The following is a 16,359-nucleotide window of genomic DNA, read 5'->3' as shown; positions in this document are numbered from 1 at the left end:
GACTCGAACCAAGCACGGTCCTTCAGAACTGAGAAGCACAAACTGCCTTTTCACAGCGTTAGATTGCCAATGAAGCTCTCTCTCCTTTCCCTTCTCCTCGCTACCGCTCTTCACGCCGCCCCTTCTCTCATCCTCCATCACGGCAAAGTCGTCACCGCAGACAAAGATTTTCGCATCGCGGAAGCTGTCGCCATCAATGCAGACGGCCGCATCTCCGCCGTCGGAGCCAACGCTGAAATCCTCGCTCTGAAAGACGAGTCCACCCAGCTTCTCGACCTCGCCGGCAAAACCATCCTTCCCGGCCTCATGGACTCCCACGTCCACCCTGGCGCCGCCATGATCGAGTTTGATCACGAGATCCCCACGATGGAAACCATCGCCGACGTGCTCGCCTATCTCTCTGGCCGCGTCAAAGCCTCCCAGCCCGGCGAACTCATCAGCGTCCGCCAGATCTTCATTACGCGCCTCGAAGAAAAACGTTACCCCACCCGCCCGGAGCTGGACCGCATCGCGCCTGCCAATCCCGTCGTCTTCTCCACCGGCCCCGATTCCATGCTCAACAGCCTCGCGCTCAAGCTCGGCGGCTACTCCCGCGACTACAAAGTCCCCAAAGGCAGCGCCGGTGTGATGGAGGTCGATGCCCAGGGCGAACCCACCGGCCTCCTTCGCAGCCTCAGTCACAATGTCAAAGCGCCCACCTCCACAAAATCTCCCACCGCCGAGGACACCTACCGCCGCACCCTCGAACTCTTCCATGACTACAACTCTGTCGGCCTCACCACCGTGGCCGACCGCGACTCCAGCTTCAAGCAGATCGAGCTCTACCAAAAGATGCTCGAAAAAAATGAGCTCACCGTCCGCATGCGCCCCTCGCCCGGCATCCCCACCATGAGCCTCTGGCCTGCTTGCGAAAAAGCCATCGATGAAGTCATCCAGCATCCCCTCACCAAAGAAGACCCGATGCTCCAGATCATCGGCACCAAGGTCTATCTCGATGGCGGCATGCTCACCGGCAGCGCACTCATGATAGAACCCTGGGGCATTAGCGAAGCCTACGGCATCAGCGATCCCCAATACCGTGGCGTGCAAAAAATCACTCCCGAGCGCCTCATGCAACTCGTTGAAAAAGTCACCGCCTCCGGCCTGCAGTTCACCGCTCATAGCGTTGGCGATGCCGCCGTTCAGCTCCTCATCGACACCTACGAAGCCGTCGATGTGCAAAACCCCGGGAGCGTTCGCGCCGCACGCAGCAGCGTCACGCATTGCAACTTCATGCATCCCGATTCCATCGCCAAAGCCGCAAAGCTTGGCGTCTGTATCGATCTCCAGCCGATCTGGCTCCACATGGATGGCCGCACCCTCATGGGCCACTTCGGCGAGCAGCGCATGGAGCGCTTCCAGCCCCTCCGCGCCTGCTTCGATCAACACGTTATCGTCGGCGGCGGCAGCGACCACATGCAGAAAATCGGCTCCTTCCGCAGCATCAATCCCTACAACCCCTGGCTCGGCATGTGGACCTCCATCACACGCAAAGCCCGCAAGCTCGACCAGCCCGTCCACATCGAAAACGCTCTTACCCGAGAAGAAGCCATCCGCCTCTACACCTCCAACAACGCCTTCCTCCTCAAGGCCGAAAAAAACACCGGCAGCCTCGCGCCCGGCAAACTCGCCGACATCATCCTGCTCGACCGCGATCCTCTCACTTGTCCCATCGACGACCTCGTCCAAACCCAAGTCCTCAAAACCTGGCTCGGCGGCAAGCTCGTCTTCGAGAAAAAGTGATGTGGGCACTCTTGCCCGCAATGCGCCGGAGCGCTGCAGCGTCCTTGAAGACATCAGCGCAACAATGTCTCAGCCCATGGAATGCAGCGCGTGCTTCTCGCCGCTGTTCACTCTACCACCTCAATCCGGCTCGTCCCGCCCGCACCTCTCACCACCCGCACCTGCGTCGTCAGCCGCTCCTTCAGCAGCTCCACGTGCGAGATCAGCCCAATCGTCTTCCCGCGCGACCTCAGATTCTCCAGGGCACTCAGTGCCACCTCCAGCGTCTCCGTATCCAGCGTCCCAAAACCTTCATCAATAAATAGCGAATCAATCGGGTGATGCCGGCTCGCCAGCTCACTCAATCCCAGCGCCAGAGCCAGGCTCGCCAAAAAGCTTTCACCACCTGACAAACTCTCCATAGGCCGGTCCACATTCGCCTGATACAGATCCACAATGCGCAGGTCCAGTTCATCCCCTTCTGCCGCCATCAGACGATAGCGTTCCGCCAGCACCTTCAAATGTTCGTTCGCCAGCCCGATGAGCTGCCGCAGCGTCAGCGACTGCGCGAACCTTGAAAACTTCGCGCCATCCGCCGAGCCGATCAGCTCCTTCAGCCGCCCCCAGCGCACTGCCTCCGCCTCTGCCGCCTGCAGTTCCGCCCCACCTGCTTCACGCCGCTTGCGCGCCTCATCATCATTGCGCACCTGCTGCTCCAGCGAGCCAAGCTCCGTGCGTTTAGCCGCGAAGGCATCGTTCACCTGCTTTGCGCTCGCCTCCATGGCACTCAGCGCCGCCGCATCGCACACGCTCTGTTCTGCAAAAGGCTGCCTGCGGATCTCCAGTTGTTCCAGCTTCGCCAGCGTCGCCGCCATCTGTGTTTGCAGCGCATTCAGTTTGGCCTCCGCCTCACGCCACAGCTTCTCTGCTGCCGTCACATGCTCCTCATTCAGGCGGCGGTCGTCACTCAGCGTCTTGCCTCCCAGCAACTCGTTCAGCTGCGCCTTCAGCGCATCCGCTTTCGCGCGCAGCGTCACGCCTTCAGTCTTCAGTTCGTCCAGCCGTTGAGTCTTTGCAGCCTGCTCCTGCTGCGCCAGCTGGATATCACTTTCGATCTTCTGACGCTCTCCGCGCTTTTGCAGCGCTTCATCACGCTTCCTTGCAAACGTCGCCGCACGCTGCTCCAGCACACCGGTTTCGCGCTCCGCGTCGGCAGGCGTGGCTGGCCCGCGCAAGGACACCGCCGCAAAAGCCTTCTGCACCACCTCGCGCTTCTTCTGCTCCTCGTCTTCCCGCCGCTTCAGTGCTTCGTCGGAGGGGGCCTCCAGTTCTCCGAGGCGCTTCTTCATCTCCGCGATTCGATTCTGCTCCGCCACCACCTCCGCGTCCGTCTTCGCGAGCCCGCGCTCCTGCGCCGCAAGATCCCGGTTCAGTTTTTCGCATTGCCGCTCAAGGTCGTTAAGCAGTTTGCGCGCCGCCTGCAGCTGCGACTCAAACTGGCTGCCCGCCTTGGCAAACGGATGTTCCAGCGCACCGCAGAGCGGGCAGGCCTCACCGGCCTTCAGGTCATGGCGGTGGTCGTCAAAACCCGCCACGCGCTCGGCGTGTCGCGTCACTTCTTTCTGCGCTTCGAACGCTTGCTTAAGGCGCTCCAGTTCCGCGCCATCCTGCTTCGCTTTGGCAGCACCTTCGGCAATCCGTTGCTCCAGGCCCACCGCTGCCGCCTCAGCCTTGGCGAGATTCTGCTGGAGGCTCAGCGCCTCCGCATGCCGTTTCCGTCCTTCGGCTAGTGTTTCGAATATCTCACGCCACTCACGCACCGCCACTCGCAGCTTGGTCAAAGTCTCGCCCAGCTCCGCGTCACCCGCGTTCTGTTTGAGCCAAGCTTCCAGAGTCTGCGCAGCTTCCGCGTGTGTGCTTAGAGCCATTTCGGCAGCCTCCCTTCGTGCGGCGGCCTCCTTCTGCTCCTTCGCCCATGTCTGATACATCGCCCGGCTCTCGCCTAGCTGCTTTTCAAACTGCTCGCTTCGCGCCGCCATGCCCGCTGCTTGCTCCCACACCGGCTCCCGTTTCGTCCGTTGCTCCCTCGCCGCTTCAGCAGCTGCCTTCGCTTTGGCCGCCTCCGCTTTGAGTTCTGCCTGCGATCTCGTCAGCACTTCAAGCGCCGCAGTGTGCTTCACCATCTCAGCCGCGATGCCTGCGTGCTCCCGCTGCGCATGCAGCTGCTGCGTCGCATTCTGGCTCTCGTCGTGCAGTCGTGCAGCACTCGCCCGTGCCTCGGCAAGGTCGCCTTCCAGCTTCCGGCGCTGCTCATCACTCAGCACCACCACCGCGCCCAGCCGTTCCTTCATCAGTCGCGCCGCTTCGTCCTTCGCCTTGTGCGTCTCATACGCCAGCACCGAAAGATCACTGTAAATCTCCGTGCCCGTGATCTTCTCCAGCAACTCAGCCCGCTCATTTGGCTTCGCCTTCAAAAACGCCGCAAACTGCCCCTGCGCCAGCAGCACGGACCGGAGGAACCGCTGCGCATCCAGCCCCGTTCTCTCTTCGATGATCCGGTCCATCTCTCCCGACTTCTCCGCCAGGATCGCGCCCGTCACGGCATTCGCCAGCCGCCGCTCCACAGGCTGCAGCTTCCCGTCCGCCTTGCCTCGTGCACGGCGCAGCCTCCATGTAGCCTGCAGTTTCTCCCCGCCCGTTTCAAACTCCACTTCTGCCAGGCAGTCCGCCGTGTGCCGGCTCATCATTTCATCCGCCCGGTCACTGCCATAGCGCGCTGCGCGCCCATACAGCGCCAGCGTCATCGCATCCAGCAGCGTCGACTTCCCCGCACCCGTCGGCCCAGTAATGAGAAACACTCCTGCCGCACTCAACGGCACCGCATCAAACCGCACCTCATGCTTTCCGCTGAGTGAGTTGAGATTTAAGAGTCGGACAGCAAGAAGGCGCATGGGGTCAGGCAGTGATTTTTTGTTCCCGCAGCGCCAGCAGTTCGTCAAACACCCCTCTGAGCTCATCCCCCTCGATCTGCCGCTCCTTCAGAAGCTCTCCAAACACCTCCCGCGGCTGCAGTTCGTTCAGGCTTGGTCCCTTGTGCTGCCACGCGCTTGTTTGGCTCTCAGGCAGAGCCGCCAGCACCTTCAGCACCTCAAAGCGCCCGCCCGCGGCCTCGCGCACCTGTCGGTCCAAATCCGACTCCGGCGCCTCCAGTTTGACAGTCACTTCCGCCCAGCTATCCGCCAACACATTTCCTAGATCGGCCGCCAGCGTCGCCCGGTTCACATTCACACGAGTGAGCGCTCGCTTCACCGGCACTGCCAGCATTTCGATTTTCACTCCTCCCTCTGTATCGATCATCACCACCGACTTCATGTCTCCCGCTTCAGAAAAACTCAGCGCCACCGGAGATCCGCTGTATCTCACCGTCTCCATTCCAGCCACCTTCTGCGGCCGGTGCAGATGTCCCAGTGCGGTGTAATCAAACCCCGCAAACACATCCGCACCCACCGCCCCCAGATTGCCGATATGGATGTCTCGCTCGCTGTCAGACGTCGTGGCCCCCAGCACCGTCAGGTGTCCCATCGCAATCACCGGACGTTTTCCCGCAGTAGCACGGCACGCTTGAAGCTGCGCCGCGTAGTGTCCGCGGATCGCGGCACGCACCTGCGCCTGCACATCGGTCATCGCCTCGCCTGGTGCCGCATGACGCAAATCACGCTCGCGTAGAAACGGCACTGCCGCCACCACCGCTCCTCCCAGATCCACCACGTTCTCACCGCCATGGCCAAACACATGCACTTCAAAGCGCCTCAGCAGCTCCCGCGGTGCGTTCAGGTGCGAGGCCGAGTCATGGTTCCCGCCGGTGATCACCGCTTTCACAGACCGCAGATCGGCCAGTCTTTTTAAAAAATCAAAATACAGGCTCACTGCATCCTGAGGTGGATTCGCCGCATCAAACACATCCCCGCTCAGCAGCAGCGCATCCATTTTCTCGGTGCGAAGCGTCTCGATCAGCCAGTCACAAAACGCTGCGTGCTCATGCAGACGCTCGCGCTCGACGAGCCGCGCGCCGAGATGCCAGTCCGCAGTGTGGAGGATGCGCATGCCGTTGCATAGGCAGGGGCCTGCGCTCATGCAAGCACGGTATCAAAAGGTTCGGCACCTCCTTTGCCCTCCCGTCTTCAGTTCCGGTTTAGCAGTTTGCGCACCTCGTCCTCGGTATAGGCGCTTTTTTTCCCGTCACCCCGGTCATTGTAGTTTTCGATGATCTTCGGCGCCCTGCCGATGGCCTTCGAGCGGGGCAGCGCCATGCCGGCTTTGAAATTCTGGTCCGAACCGCTGAAGAAGGATTTGCCTTCACGCGCCTGCTGGCTTCCAAATTGAGACGCATCTGTCTTGAAGCTGCCTTTTGTCCCTCCGGCGAGCTTGTCTCCCAGCGCATAGGTCATGTCAAAGCCGGTGGCCTTTTTGCTGAACAGGCTCTGGTTTGTCTTGAACTGCTTTTGCCCGGCGTACATGCCAGCTCCGTTGAATCCCTGGGAGTGGTGGGTCTGCTTCTGAAAGAACATGCCCGCACTGCCTTTGGCCAGTTTGGGATCCGTGAGGTACTTTTCAAATGAGCTCCGCTGATTTTCATTCGGCTTCAGCATGGCACGCTGCTCCAGTTTCATGCTGGACCGGTCCACCTCTTTCTTCTCACCATCCGTGCTGGAGCACTGGCACATCAGCAGGCCTGCACTGAGGCTGAGCAGTAACCGTGTGGATAAATTCATGGCTGGGATGTGGTTGCGTCGGTCGGCTGGCGGGTGCGGAACAGGATCTCCTGCTTCACGCCACCCGGCAGGTGAAACTTGGGCAGCTCCAGCTCGACGCTTCCTAGTTTGCCCCAGCTTTGATAGAGTTCAAAGATGAGTTTTGCGGACTCCGTGGGCATCGCCCAGTTCATGCGCATGAGGTAAGCTTCCGCCGCTTCAAAATCCTGCTGTCGTATAAGGAAGCGCGCCTGTGCTGCAAACAGCTCCGGCTGCAGCGCTGCGGTGTCTTCCAATTGCTGCAGCGCAGCGTCCAGCAGCTCCTGCGCCAGCCCTGCATGTCCCGTGTCTTCAAACGCCCGTGCCCACTCGATGGTCTGGGCGCCGCCCGGGAAGGTCAGCCGGAGTGTTTCACTGAAGAGTTCGTTCACCGCCGCTTCGTCATGCAGCGCATGAGCCACCCGTACGGACAGCGGAAGCTTGCGTCCTTGCTCGCGGAATGTCGGAATGCCTGCCACGGTTTCGCAGGCGTCCCAGGCCCACGCGGCGCGCCCGGCCTCCAGCATTTCTTCAGCGGCCAGTTCGATGCACAGGCGGTCTTTCTCCTCCACCTTCTGCCAGGCGGTGATGAAGTCCGCGTGCGCTTCCTGCGGCAGTCCGGCGCTGAAGGCGCTCAGCGCCAGTGCGGCCAGCGGCCGGTCAGTGCCCGCCCGCGCTTCGGTGCGCAGCATCGCCGCCCACCCTGCGGCCTGCCTGCCCGTCGCCAGTCCTTTGAGCCAGGCATGCATGTCTTTGAGTGTGTCTCGGTCTCGCGTCGTCGTGCGGAACAAGGCGGCTATCTGCGCACGTCCGCGTTCAGGTGCCCAGTCAGGCTCCGCGGCCAGCACTTTCAGCTGCTCCAGCCTCAGCGTGAAGCGCTCGTGATCTGCCTTGATCGTGCGGTCTGCCTGCGTCAGCAGGTTCAGCGCCTCGGCGGCGCGGTTATGCGTGCGCAACCCGGTCGCCAGCGCCACCACACAGGGCAGCGATTTGCGTTCCACGCACAGCGTCATCAGTTCACGCACATCGTCCCAGCTGCCGATGGCGGTTGAAATCTGGCAGCGCAGTTTCAGCAGCTCCTGCGCGGTGGGATCCAGCGGCTCAGCCAGCGGCACCTCCCGCAGCACTTTCAGCGCCGCCTGCGGCTGGGCCAGCCGTTGCAAGACCTGACCACGATGCAGGCTCGCCTCGATGTCAATGTCCGTGCCCGCCTGATCATTGGCCACGTAGCACGCGTGCAGCCGGTCCCAGGCGGAGAGCGCGGCCTGATCGTTCTGCATGCGTTCCTGCAGCAGGCCGAGTTCGCGCAGGTAGGACACCTCATGTGGCCGGCGGCGTTCCAGCACCTGTGAAAACTGCTCACGAAATCCCTGACGGCGCAGCTCGTCCACATTGAAGCTGCGCGCCAGGAAGAGCGCATGCTTTTCGCGCAGCGTGTCATCGCCGGGTTGCGGGGGCTTCAGTGGTGGTTCAGCCTGCAGCAGCTTCAGCGCGAAGCTCAGCCCCGGCTCTATCTCCATGGATGTCTCGCACACACGCAGCATCCACAGCGCATAGTCAGGATTCGATGGTGCACGGTCCGGCAGCATGCTGTAAATGTCGATGGCCTCACGCACAAAGCCCGCGCTCTCCAGCCGGCTTCCGAGATTTCCGAGCGTGTCCACCGAGTGTTCGGTGCGCAGATCCACCGCTGCCAGATGTTCGCGGATCATACGGCGCCGGGTTGGATAATCCAAGGCACGCAGTTTTCCCAGCAGGTCATTGATGCGCCATTCACCAAACTCCGAGTCGGAACGCGGCCCCAGCATGGTGGCGCCGTATTTCTGAGAAAGAGTCGTGTTGGCGCCATTTACCACCTTTCCGAGTCCCTGCTGAACCATCAGCGCCTCAATCTCCCGTGTCTCCTCCCACAGGCTGCGCAGGTGCGGCGGCTCTTCATACCGGGACGAGCCCTGCGGCAGCAGGCTTCCTTTGCTGTCCGCCATGTCACGCTGCGCAAGGAAAGGGCCGGACAAAAATCCTCCCAGCGTCTCCGCGCCTTTTTGTTCCGCTCCCGCAAGCCCTGCGATCGTTGCTTTGCGGATCGAAGTCATCGCGGAGGGCTTCGTGCGCTGCAGTCTTCGCCAGGCATCCCGCAGACCATCCTCGCGCCTCTGCTCCGAACTCGTCATCCGGCTCTGCAAGGTCACGCTCAGCAGAAAAGGATCATAGCTGCTGCGGTAGTTCTCCGCCACCACCGGGCCCCGTGCCGCCACATCAAGATACTGCCGCGCCAGATCCCAGCGCTCCGCGCTTTCGGCGATGCGTGCCAGGAACAGCGAGTAATCCACCTCCATCTCGGGAGAATTGACCGGCAGACTGGCGCCGAGCGCCAGCGCCTCGTCATAGCGCTGTTTGTCCCGCAGTTTGCTGGTCAGCTCCATGATGGCGGAATTGCGCAGCACCCGTGAGGTGCCCAGATGCGCGAGATTGCCCGGGAGAAACCGGAAGCTGCTCACGTCCACCAGCATTGAAACACAGGCCTGCAGCAGGCTGGCGCGTGCGCGCATGACGTCTGAGGACCAGCCTTTTTCTCCCGCCCAGCTCACCGCTGCGTCCATTCCTCCGATGTGAATGGTCAGCCACAGCATGGCAAACTGGGCCTCCATCTGGCTCATGTCTGTCAGCACCTTGGGCAGCACCGCACTGAACTCCTCGCAGGCGCCGGCATAATAAAAGGCCCAGAGCGTCTCCACGTTGTTCGCATTTGCGTCAGTGCTCCATTGCTTGATCCACTGGTCCAGTGCCGCGCCACCTTGGGCATGGCGCAGCTTGGCCATCTCCTCGATTGCTCGTAGACGGACCAGGGCGGCATCCTCCGGCAGTTCGGCAAATTCAGCCCGCGGCTGTCCAAGGAATGCCCGCAGAGTGTCCATCTCCTTGCGTTCCAGCCCCGGTGCAAAATCCAGCAGTGCGACGAGATCCCCGGTGGTCACGCCTCCGCCCGCGCGCCGCGTGTCTGTCAGCGGCAGGGGCGCTCGTACGCCGGTAAGAGCATAGTTGTGAGTCTTGACCGGGGTGTTCAGCACTGCCTGCAGCTGCTTCTCCGCCTCCGCTTCATCCGCGAATCTCAGGCACTTCAGCGCCAGGCGCAGCCGCGCGCGGCCATCCCATGAGCGCACCTGGGTCATCTGTTCATAGACACGCCGCTCCGCCTCATCCTGTCCCGAGCTTTGATAATACTTCGCCAGCTCTTCCAGCGCCGCCGCATCCTGAGCAAAGCGGCTCTCCAGCCGCCGCCGTACACGGTCTGCCTCGGAAATTTGAAACGTCTGCTCCAGCAGTTCCACCAGACGCCGCGATTCAGCGGCAATCTCTTTCGGCGGAGCCGCCGCCGCGATCTGCTTCTGGAAATAGATGGCCGATTTCAGATCCGCCACTTTCAGCGCTGCATCGCGCAGCTGGTCCAGGGAGAAGGGCGTGTCAGGCGCCGTGTAGTACGCCTGCTTCATGCTCGCAAACGCCTTCACATGATCTCCCCCGCGCTCATACACCTGCGCCAGCGCCTCATGGTAGAAGCCGTCAAACGGGTGCCGCTGCACGCGCTCCAGCAGCGCACGTTCCAGCATCTTCAGGCGGTCGCGCGCCACGCTCGGCGCCAGTTCACCTCCGCTGGCGTCTGAAAACGTCAGGCGGTCGATGCAGCGGCGCAGCACTTCGCGTCTGCGTTTCACATCAGTTTCCCGTTCCAGAATCTGCGCCTGCACTTCCACATGATCGGTGATCCGGTGCTGCCGCAGCAGAATGTCCGCATAATTCTCGAGCAGCGGAATCGCCGCCGGTCCTTCAATCCGCTTCACCGCCTGCTTCCAAAGCGCAAGCGCATCATCGGCACGGCGCTGCAGGAAATAGATCTGCGACAGCGCCGAAAGCAGCTGGCCCGAATCTGGAAACTCGCGATAAACGCGCTCGAGCAGCTTCGCCGCAGCCATGCCGGGCGGTGAAAGCGGCGAGTTGCTCTTCCATCCAGGGCTGCTTGTCTCGGAGTCAGCACGCCGTTCTGACTCCATCAGCAGTTCAGCCAGCCGCAGGGTGTAGCGAATGCGGCCTGCAGCATCCAGTTCGGACAGCCGTTGCAGCTGCCGCTGCATCAGCACAAAGTTTTCATCTTCCTGCGCCAGGTCCAGTTTCAGCTGCTCCACCACCAGGGACACGGGAACTTTCTTGTGCGTGACCGGATCAAACTCCAGATCATTCAAGAGCTGGTATGCATCCTCAAACTGGTGAGTGCGGGCCGCCCACCAGCAGCCTCTGAACCTGACGGCCTGCGCTTCACTGGCTTTGGGATCCGCGTTCTTGGCGGTGGCGATGGCTTTTTGGGCAAACTCCATCACCCGCTCCGGCAGCTTTTCACGCTTGGTGGTTTCGGTTTCATCACTGGCAAAGCTGGTGCCGGTGAATGCATCTGGCAGCTTGAATTCGCCGTTCGTCGCAGGTTTGATCGGCGTCTTGGTGTCTCCCAAAAGTATGGAGAGCATGCGTTCATCCGCGTCCACCCGTTCATCGTCGGTGGTGCTCGCATGCCAGGCTTTTTCAATCCATTCCGTCGCCTCATCATTTTCTCCCTGCTCTGCCAGGAGCTCCGCCAGATGCAGCCACGCATCACGGCCCGCGCCCGGCTTGGTCACAGCTTCGCGTGACAGAATGATCGCGCTGTCGAGGTTGCTGCTCGCTGCTAAAAAGCTGGAGGCATCGCTGAGCCGTTTCTGACGTTCTTCCTGTGTTGTCGCGCCGTCGGCAAATTTTCTCAGGAGCTTGTCCTCTGCCACCACATCGCGTCGCGCCCGAAAAAACGCCGCCAGATCAAACACTGCTTCCGCCTTTTGGGGATCGCGCTCCACGCGTGCCCGGAGGATTTTTTCAATCACGGCATCGAGCGCCCGCGCCTGCGCAAAGACCAGCGTCTGCTTTTCCACATCTGTTGAATTTTGCACCTCGAGAAGCTTCAGCAGGCGCTGTGCCGCGCTGGTGGCATCTCCGCTGCGGAGATCTGCCTCGCAGCGCAGCAGCACGATGGCCGGAAGATCGCTGCCGTCATTTTTGAGCCGTTCATCGAGCAGCTTCGCCGCTTCATCGGCCCCTTCGTGATTGAGCAGCGTACGCACCAGTTCCCAGCGGTAATCCTCCACTTGCGGGACCGCCTGCACCAGCGCACGCAGCCAGTGCAGCTGCTCATCCGGCTCCACGGTCAGCTCAAAGAAGCGTACGGCATTCAGCAGCGCCTGCTCCGAGGGCGGTGTGCCCCGGGCTGCGTCCACCAGTGTCTTGTGCAGATCCTCCAGCGTACCAAAGCGCTCGTGCAGCCGCACGCGACGGCGGAAAAAGTCGAGGTAACGCCCGTCGCGAAAATGCAGCAGAGCCAGGCCGTCCAGCAGCGCCTTGTCCGCCTTGGCAAACTGGTCGGCGTGTTCGTAAATGCGTGCCAGATCATACAGCGCATCCAGTTTGCGCTGCGGATCTTTTTGATCCGCCAGACGGGAAAAGAAGTTCGCCGCGCGTTCGGGGAAGCCCGCCTGCAAAAGGAGCTGAGCCACCTGGCGCGCCAGGTCGATGTCCTGCGGTTTCAGCGATGCCGCATGTTCGTACGCATCCGCCGCTTCGGCATTCTTTCCGCCTGCCATGGCCATGCCTCCGAGTTCGATCCACATCGGTGGGCCTTGCGGATCACCGGCCGGTACGAGCTGGGCGGCTTTCTTGATCAGTGTGAAAGCTGTGGTGGGATCAGACAGTTCCCGCGCTACTTCTGCACGTGACCTCAGCAGGATCAGATTTTTGTCATCGGCTTTAAGCAGCTCATCATACAGTTGCGCCGCCAGCTTTAAGTTTCCGCTGCGCCGAATCAGATGCGCCTCCACAATCTTGACAGAGGCGAACTTGGATTTTTGCGCCTGCTGGGAGACATTGTCGACGAGGAGCTTGGTGGCGTCGTGCTTCTCGTAAAGGGCCCACAGGAGATCCAGGACACGACCGTATTCCGGCTGCTGAACCAGGAGGGAGAGATATTCATTCGCCAGCTTGGTCTCGCGCTCGGCCCAGGGTTTGTCTGGGGTCTGGGCGTGGACTGGCGCGGCCAATGCCAGAGCCAGCACCCCTGCGAGGTGCCTGAGTCTCAATGGATGGCGTGCAAACTTCACGTTCGCATCATATACGTCTTTGAAGCGAGCGCCTACTTCAAAAGCTTGGCCAGATCCGGGGCGGTTTTGCGGAGTTCTTCGGCGATGATGCCTGCAATCACCTCGGCGCCGTGGGCGTTGAGGTGGGTGCGGTCGGTGGTTTTGGCGTCTTTCCCGGGGGGATTATATGTGTCGGATTCGGCAATGCCGAGCTTGTTGTGGAGTTCGACGCTGCGGGTGAAAAGATCGACCAAGGGGGCCTGTTTTTCGGTGGCTACCTTAGTTGCAGCGTCGGCATAGGGCTTAAGCTCACCGCGAATATTATCTTTATCGAAGATGCGGCGGGTCAGGGAGGTGACGATGATGGGGGTGGCGCCAATGGCGCGGGCTTCATCGATGAAGCGGATGAGGTTTTCGCGGTAGGTGGTTTCGGGGTCGGTTTCGCGGGCGGGGCCTTTTCCGGGCATGTCGTTGTGGCCGAACTGGATGAGGATGTAGGCGGGCTTGGAGTCGAGGACCTTCTGCCAGTTCTTGCTGTCGCGGAAGCTTTTGGTGCTCTGGCCGCCGCGGGCGAAGTTGAGGCATTCGGCCTTGGGGCCGAGCAGTTTGGCGAAGGCGGCGCCCCAGCCGGCGGTGTCGGTGACGGTGGAGTCTCCGGCGAGGGCGACTTTGGTGCGGCTTTCCTCGGCGGGGATGATGCTGACGCTGAGGGAGAGGAGCAGGAAAAGGAAGGAATGGCGGAGCATGGGGGAGCTTAACGCTCCTTTTTCTGCCATCTCGCACGATGAATGGTGCGGCCCATGTTGAGCCAGTCGTGCTCGAAGTCGGTGGTGGGGTAGAAGAAGACGTCAGCGGGCCAGTCGAGGCGGGTAAACTGGTGGGCGCGGGTGGCGAAGCTGGCGAGGGCGTCTTCGAAGTAGGGCTGGTCGTCGGTCTTGAGGAGGAATTCGCCGCCGGTGGTGAGGATGCGGTGGAGGCCGTCGAGGAATTCGTCCTGGTTGACGAGGCGGCGGGTGACGTGGCCTTTCTTGGGCCATGGGTCAGGGCAGAGGAGGTGGAGGCGGGAGACGCTGGCGGTGGGGAGGAGCCAGCCGACGGTGTAGGCGCTTTCCAGGCGCATGATGCGGGCGTTGGGAAGGTGCTGGCGCTCGATCTTGCGCCCGGTTTTGATGACGCGGCCGAGCATGCGCTCGACGCCGAGGAAGTCGCGCTCCGGGTGGTGGGCGGCCATGCCGGTGAGGAAGGTGCCGTCGCCACAGCCGAGATCGACTTCGAGGGGGCGGGTGGTGTCGGGGAAGATTTCAGCGTGGGTGAGTTCGCGGAAATGGTCTGGGGGCGTGAAGAGGGCTGGCACCGGGCATGGAGTGCCGATGAATGGGGGCTCTGCCAAGTAAAGATTTACGGTGGGTGAAGCAAACTTTGGGGGGAGGAGAGTTTGCGATGGCTGGCGGTTGTTTGCTGTGGCTTGCCATTGTTTCCAAGCGAGCCAGTGACGCAGCGAATGAATGGGGGAGGAATGGACGGAAAGGGGAGCTGAAGCTTAAAGCTTTACTGAGGGGTGAAAGCGACTGGCTTTTCTTGAGACGCAGGGCTGGCTGTTTATAATGGGTGCCATGCCGATCTACGAGTTCTATTGTCCGGACAACAACAAGCTGTATTCCTTCTTTGCGCGCTCGCTGGCGCTGCGGGACAAGGTGCCGGTGTGCCCGGATGGGGAGGGGCTGAAGATGGAAAAGCGGGTGTCGGCCTTTGCGGTGATCGGGCAGGCGAAGGAGGAAGCGGCGGATGATCCGTTTGCGGGGGTGGATGAGGCGAAGATGGAAAGCTTCATGGAAGACATGGAACGCGACATGGGCGGCATGGACGAGGAGAACCCGGACCCGCGGCAGCTCGGCCATTTCATGCGCAAGATGACCGACATGATGGGCGACAAAACGCCCCCCGAACTGCGGGAGATGGTGCGGCGTCTGGAATCGGGCGAGGATCCAGAGAAGTTGGAGGAGCAGTTTGGGGGAATGGATGAAGGAGAGGCGGGTGATGCGCTGTTTTCACAGATGCTCAAGCGCGCCAAGGCCGGACGCAAAAGCCCGGTGCGGGACCCGAAGCTGTATGAGATGCGGGACTTTGTGAGGGAGTGAGGTACCAGATCGGTGATATTCTGTCAATTATTTGCACCCTGACCCCGTTTTCCCCTGAGTATTAGTATATCATGTCTGTTTATAAAAACAATGCTCCTGAATTTCAATTCAGATATCAACTCATACGCATGTACGAGATACTGCGCCGCGATGCCTACCGGATGACAAGCTCTGCCGAAGATAAATGCAAGAGCATTTTGGAACTTTTAGCGGCCTTGCTGGACCGTTGGGCTGACGACGAGATGAAAATGCTGGGTGAATCAAAAAATTTGGAAATGGAAAAAGAAAAAGTTTTGGCTACATTCAAGGATCTTCTTCAAAGACGAATGGCTACGTTTGAAAGGCGAAGTTCGACTTCAGATCCAATACATTGTCTTACCTGCGGAAACGAACTGACACTAGCATACTGGGGTGAAGAAATGGTCTGCGAGAAATGTGCTCACCCGATTATCAGTGCTTTGGATCAACTGGTTGATGCAAGCACAAATCGTTATACCGCCGAACAGCTTTTTAAGATCTGGCAGAGTTGGCAGAAATGAAGCCTCACGACAACCAGTAAAGCGGGATGTGTCAGCCTATTCTAAAAAAGATGCCATTCATGCCAAGTGTGGCTTCATCTCATAAATGCCTTTTGCGTGTTCTTTGCTCACTACCGCTAGAGCAAAGATTGGAGCAATGCTCCTCGTATGGAATTCGTCGTTGGGTGCCTTTCTCATTAAAATAGCTTTTCGATTGTAAGGGGCATCCCTGATGAGCTTACCGGATATCTCAATTAAACCAAGCGCTGCACAAAAGAGCTCAAACCCGGGAACTGTACTTGCGATGATATACCGGCTGTATCAAGGCAGGAAAAGCCAATTTCACAGTCAAAAAAAGATGCCAGGCATTTGGTTGCGGTCGCCAAAGAGGCGGCCCCACTTGCGATGGCGGACGTTGTAGCGGCGGGTGAGGGTGTTTTGGAGCCAGGCCATGCCTGGGACGAGGTTGGGCTCGGGGGTGTGGATGAAGAGATGATAGTGGTTGCCCATGAGCACCCAGGCATGGACATGCCAGCCGGTCATCTCGCAAGCCTGGGCGAGTGTGTGGAGGAAGAAGCGGCGGTCATCGTCGTCATGGAAGATGGATTCCCGTCGGTTGCCACGGGCCATGACGTGATAGTAAGCGCCGGCGGACTGGATGCGTATACTGCGGGGCATGATTGACAAATGTGTCCATGTGGGGAATTCTGTCAATTATTTGCACCCTGACCCCGTTCTCCCGTCGTGATAAGGCTTACACGAAACTCGACGAGGAAATTGTTGAAATAATAGGTCAAGATGTTATTTATCTTGGTGGTTCTTTTGATGACAGCCAGATGGACTAACAAGGGTATTTTTATGTTCACACAAACGCCCCTAATCTGCACATCCAGACAAAAGCTAACTGGCTCGACGCTGTCCGAAAATATGGAAATCTCTATAATGATTTGATGATCAAGGAAGGGAGACCTGCTGAAGCTATAGCAACATTAGATGTGAA

General features: G+C 60.2%; 10 protein-coding genes. 3 read left to right on the top strand and 7 right to left on the bottom strand.

Annotation, left to right across the window (positions count from 1 at the left end):
• Positions 1–69 precede the first annotated feature (69 nt).
• Positions 70–1,782, top strand: a complete 1,713-nt coding sequence (locus ACILSR_RS01290) for an amidohydrolase (protein ID WP_395747908.1) — start codon at positions 70–72, stop codon at positions 1,780–1,782.
• 107 nt (positions 1,783–1,889) lie between these two features.
• Here the strand turns inward: ACILSR_RS01290 and ACILSR_RS01285 are convergent, their stop codons facing one another.
• The 6 genes from ACILSR_RS01285 to trmB form a co-directional block, all read right to left on the bottom strand.
• Positions 1,890–4,712 carry an AAA family ATPase gene (locus ACILSR_RS01285; RefSeq protein ID WP_395747907.1) on the bottom strand — a complete coding sequence of 941 codons (2,823 nt, stop codon included), beginning with the start codon at positions 4,710–4,712 and terminating at the stop codon, positions 1,890–1,892.
• 4 nt (positions 4,713–4,716) lie between these two features.
• Complete coding sequence (locus ACILSR_RS01280) at positions 4,717–5,865, bottom strand: exonuclease SbcCD subunit D C-terminal domain-containing protein (protein WP_395747906.1); 1,149 nt, start codon at positions 5,863–5,865, stop codon at positions 4,717–4,719.
• A 77-nt stretch (positions 5,866–5,942) separates the two neighbouring features.
• Positions 5,943–6,533, bottom strand: coding sequence for a hypothetical protein (locus ACILSR_RS01275; protein ID WP_395747905.1), 591 nt, complete (start codon positions 6,531–6,533; stop codon positions 5,943–5,945).
• On the bottom strand, positions 6,530–12,703 hold the full coding sequence (locus ACILSR_RS01270) for a hypothetical protein (RefSeq protein ID WP_395747904.1): 6,174 nt from the start codon (positions 12,701–12,703) through the stop codon (positions 6,530–6,532). Before ACILSR_RS01270 ends, ACILSR_RS01275 begins: the two co-directional genes overlap by 4 nt.
• A gap of 53 nt (positions 12,704–12,756) precedes the next feature.
• Complete coding sequence (locus ACILSR_RS01265) at positions 12,757–13,449, bottom strand: rhamnogalacturonan acetylesterase (RefSeq protein WP_395747903.1); 693 nt, start codon at positions 13,447–13,449, stop codon at positions 12,757–12,759.
• A gap of 8 nt (positions 13,450–13,457) precedes the next feature.
• Positions 13,458–14,093 (bottom strand): tRNA (guanosine(46)-N7)-methyltransferase TrmB, encoded by a 636-nt coding sequence (gene trmB / locus ACILSR_RS01260; RefSeq protein ID WP_395747902.1) that lies wholly within the window; start codon positions 14,091–14,093, stop codon positions 13,458–13,460.
• Between the two features lie 223 nt (positions 14,094–14,316).
• On the opposite strand from trmB, the gene ACILSR_RS01255 reads away from it, so the two are divergent.
• Together ACILSR_RS01255 and ACILSR_RS01250 are read left to right on the top strand one after the other, a co-directional pair.
• The gene (locus tag ACILSR_RS01255; protein WP_395747901.1) at positions 14,317–14,841 is read left to right on the top strand and encodes a cytochrome C; all 525 of its coding nucleotides are present in this window, start codon (positions 14,317–14,319) and stop codon (positions 14,839–14,841) included.
• 71 nt (positions 14,842–14,912) lie between these two features.
• A complete protein-coding gene (locus ACILSR_RS01250; protein WP_395747900.1) occupies positions 14,913–15,380 on the top strand; it encodes a hypothetical protein in 468 nt (155 codons plus the stop codon).
• 327 nt (positions 15,381–15,707) lie between these two features.
• On the opposite strand, the gene ACILSR_RS01245 is transcribed toward ACILSR_RS01250, so the two are convergent.
• Complete coding sequence (locus tag ACILSR_RS01245) at positions 15,708–16,037, bottom strand: transposase (protein WP_395747899.1); 330 nt, start codon at positions 16,035–16,037, stop codon at positions 15,708–15,710.
• Positions 16,038–16,359: the final 322 nt, after the last annotated feature.

This window comes from Prosthecobacter sp. (assembly GCF_044222565.1).
Taxonomy (GTDB): Bacteria; Verrucomicrobiota; Verrucomicrobiia; order Verrucomicrobiales; family Verrucomicrobiaceae; genus Prosthecobacter.
Note: the sequence above shows the minus strand (reverse complement) of the source record. Positions and strands in the feature narration are given on the sequence as shown.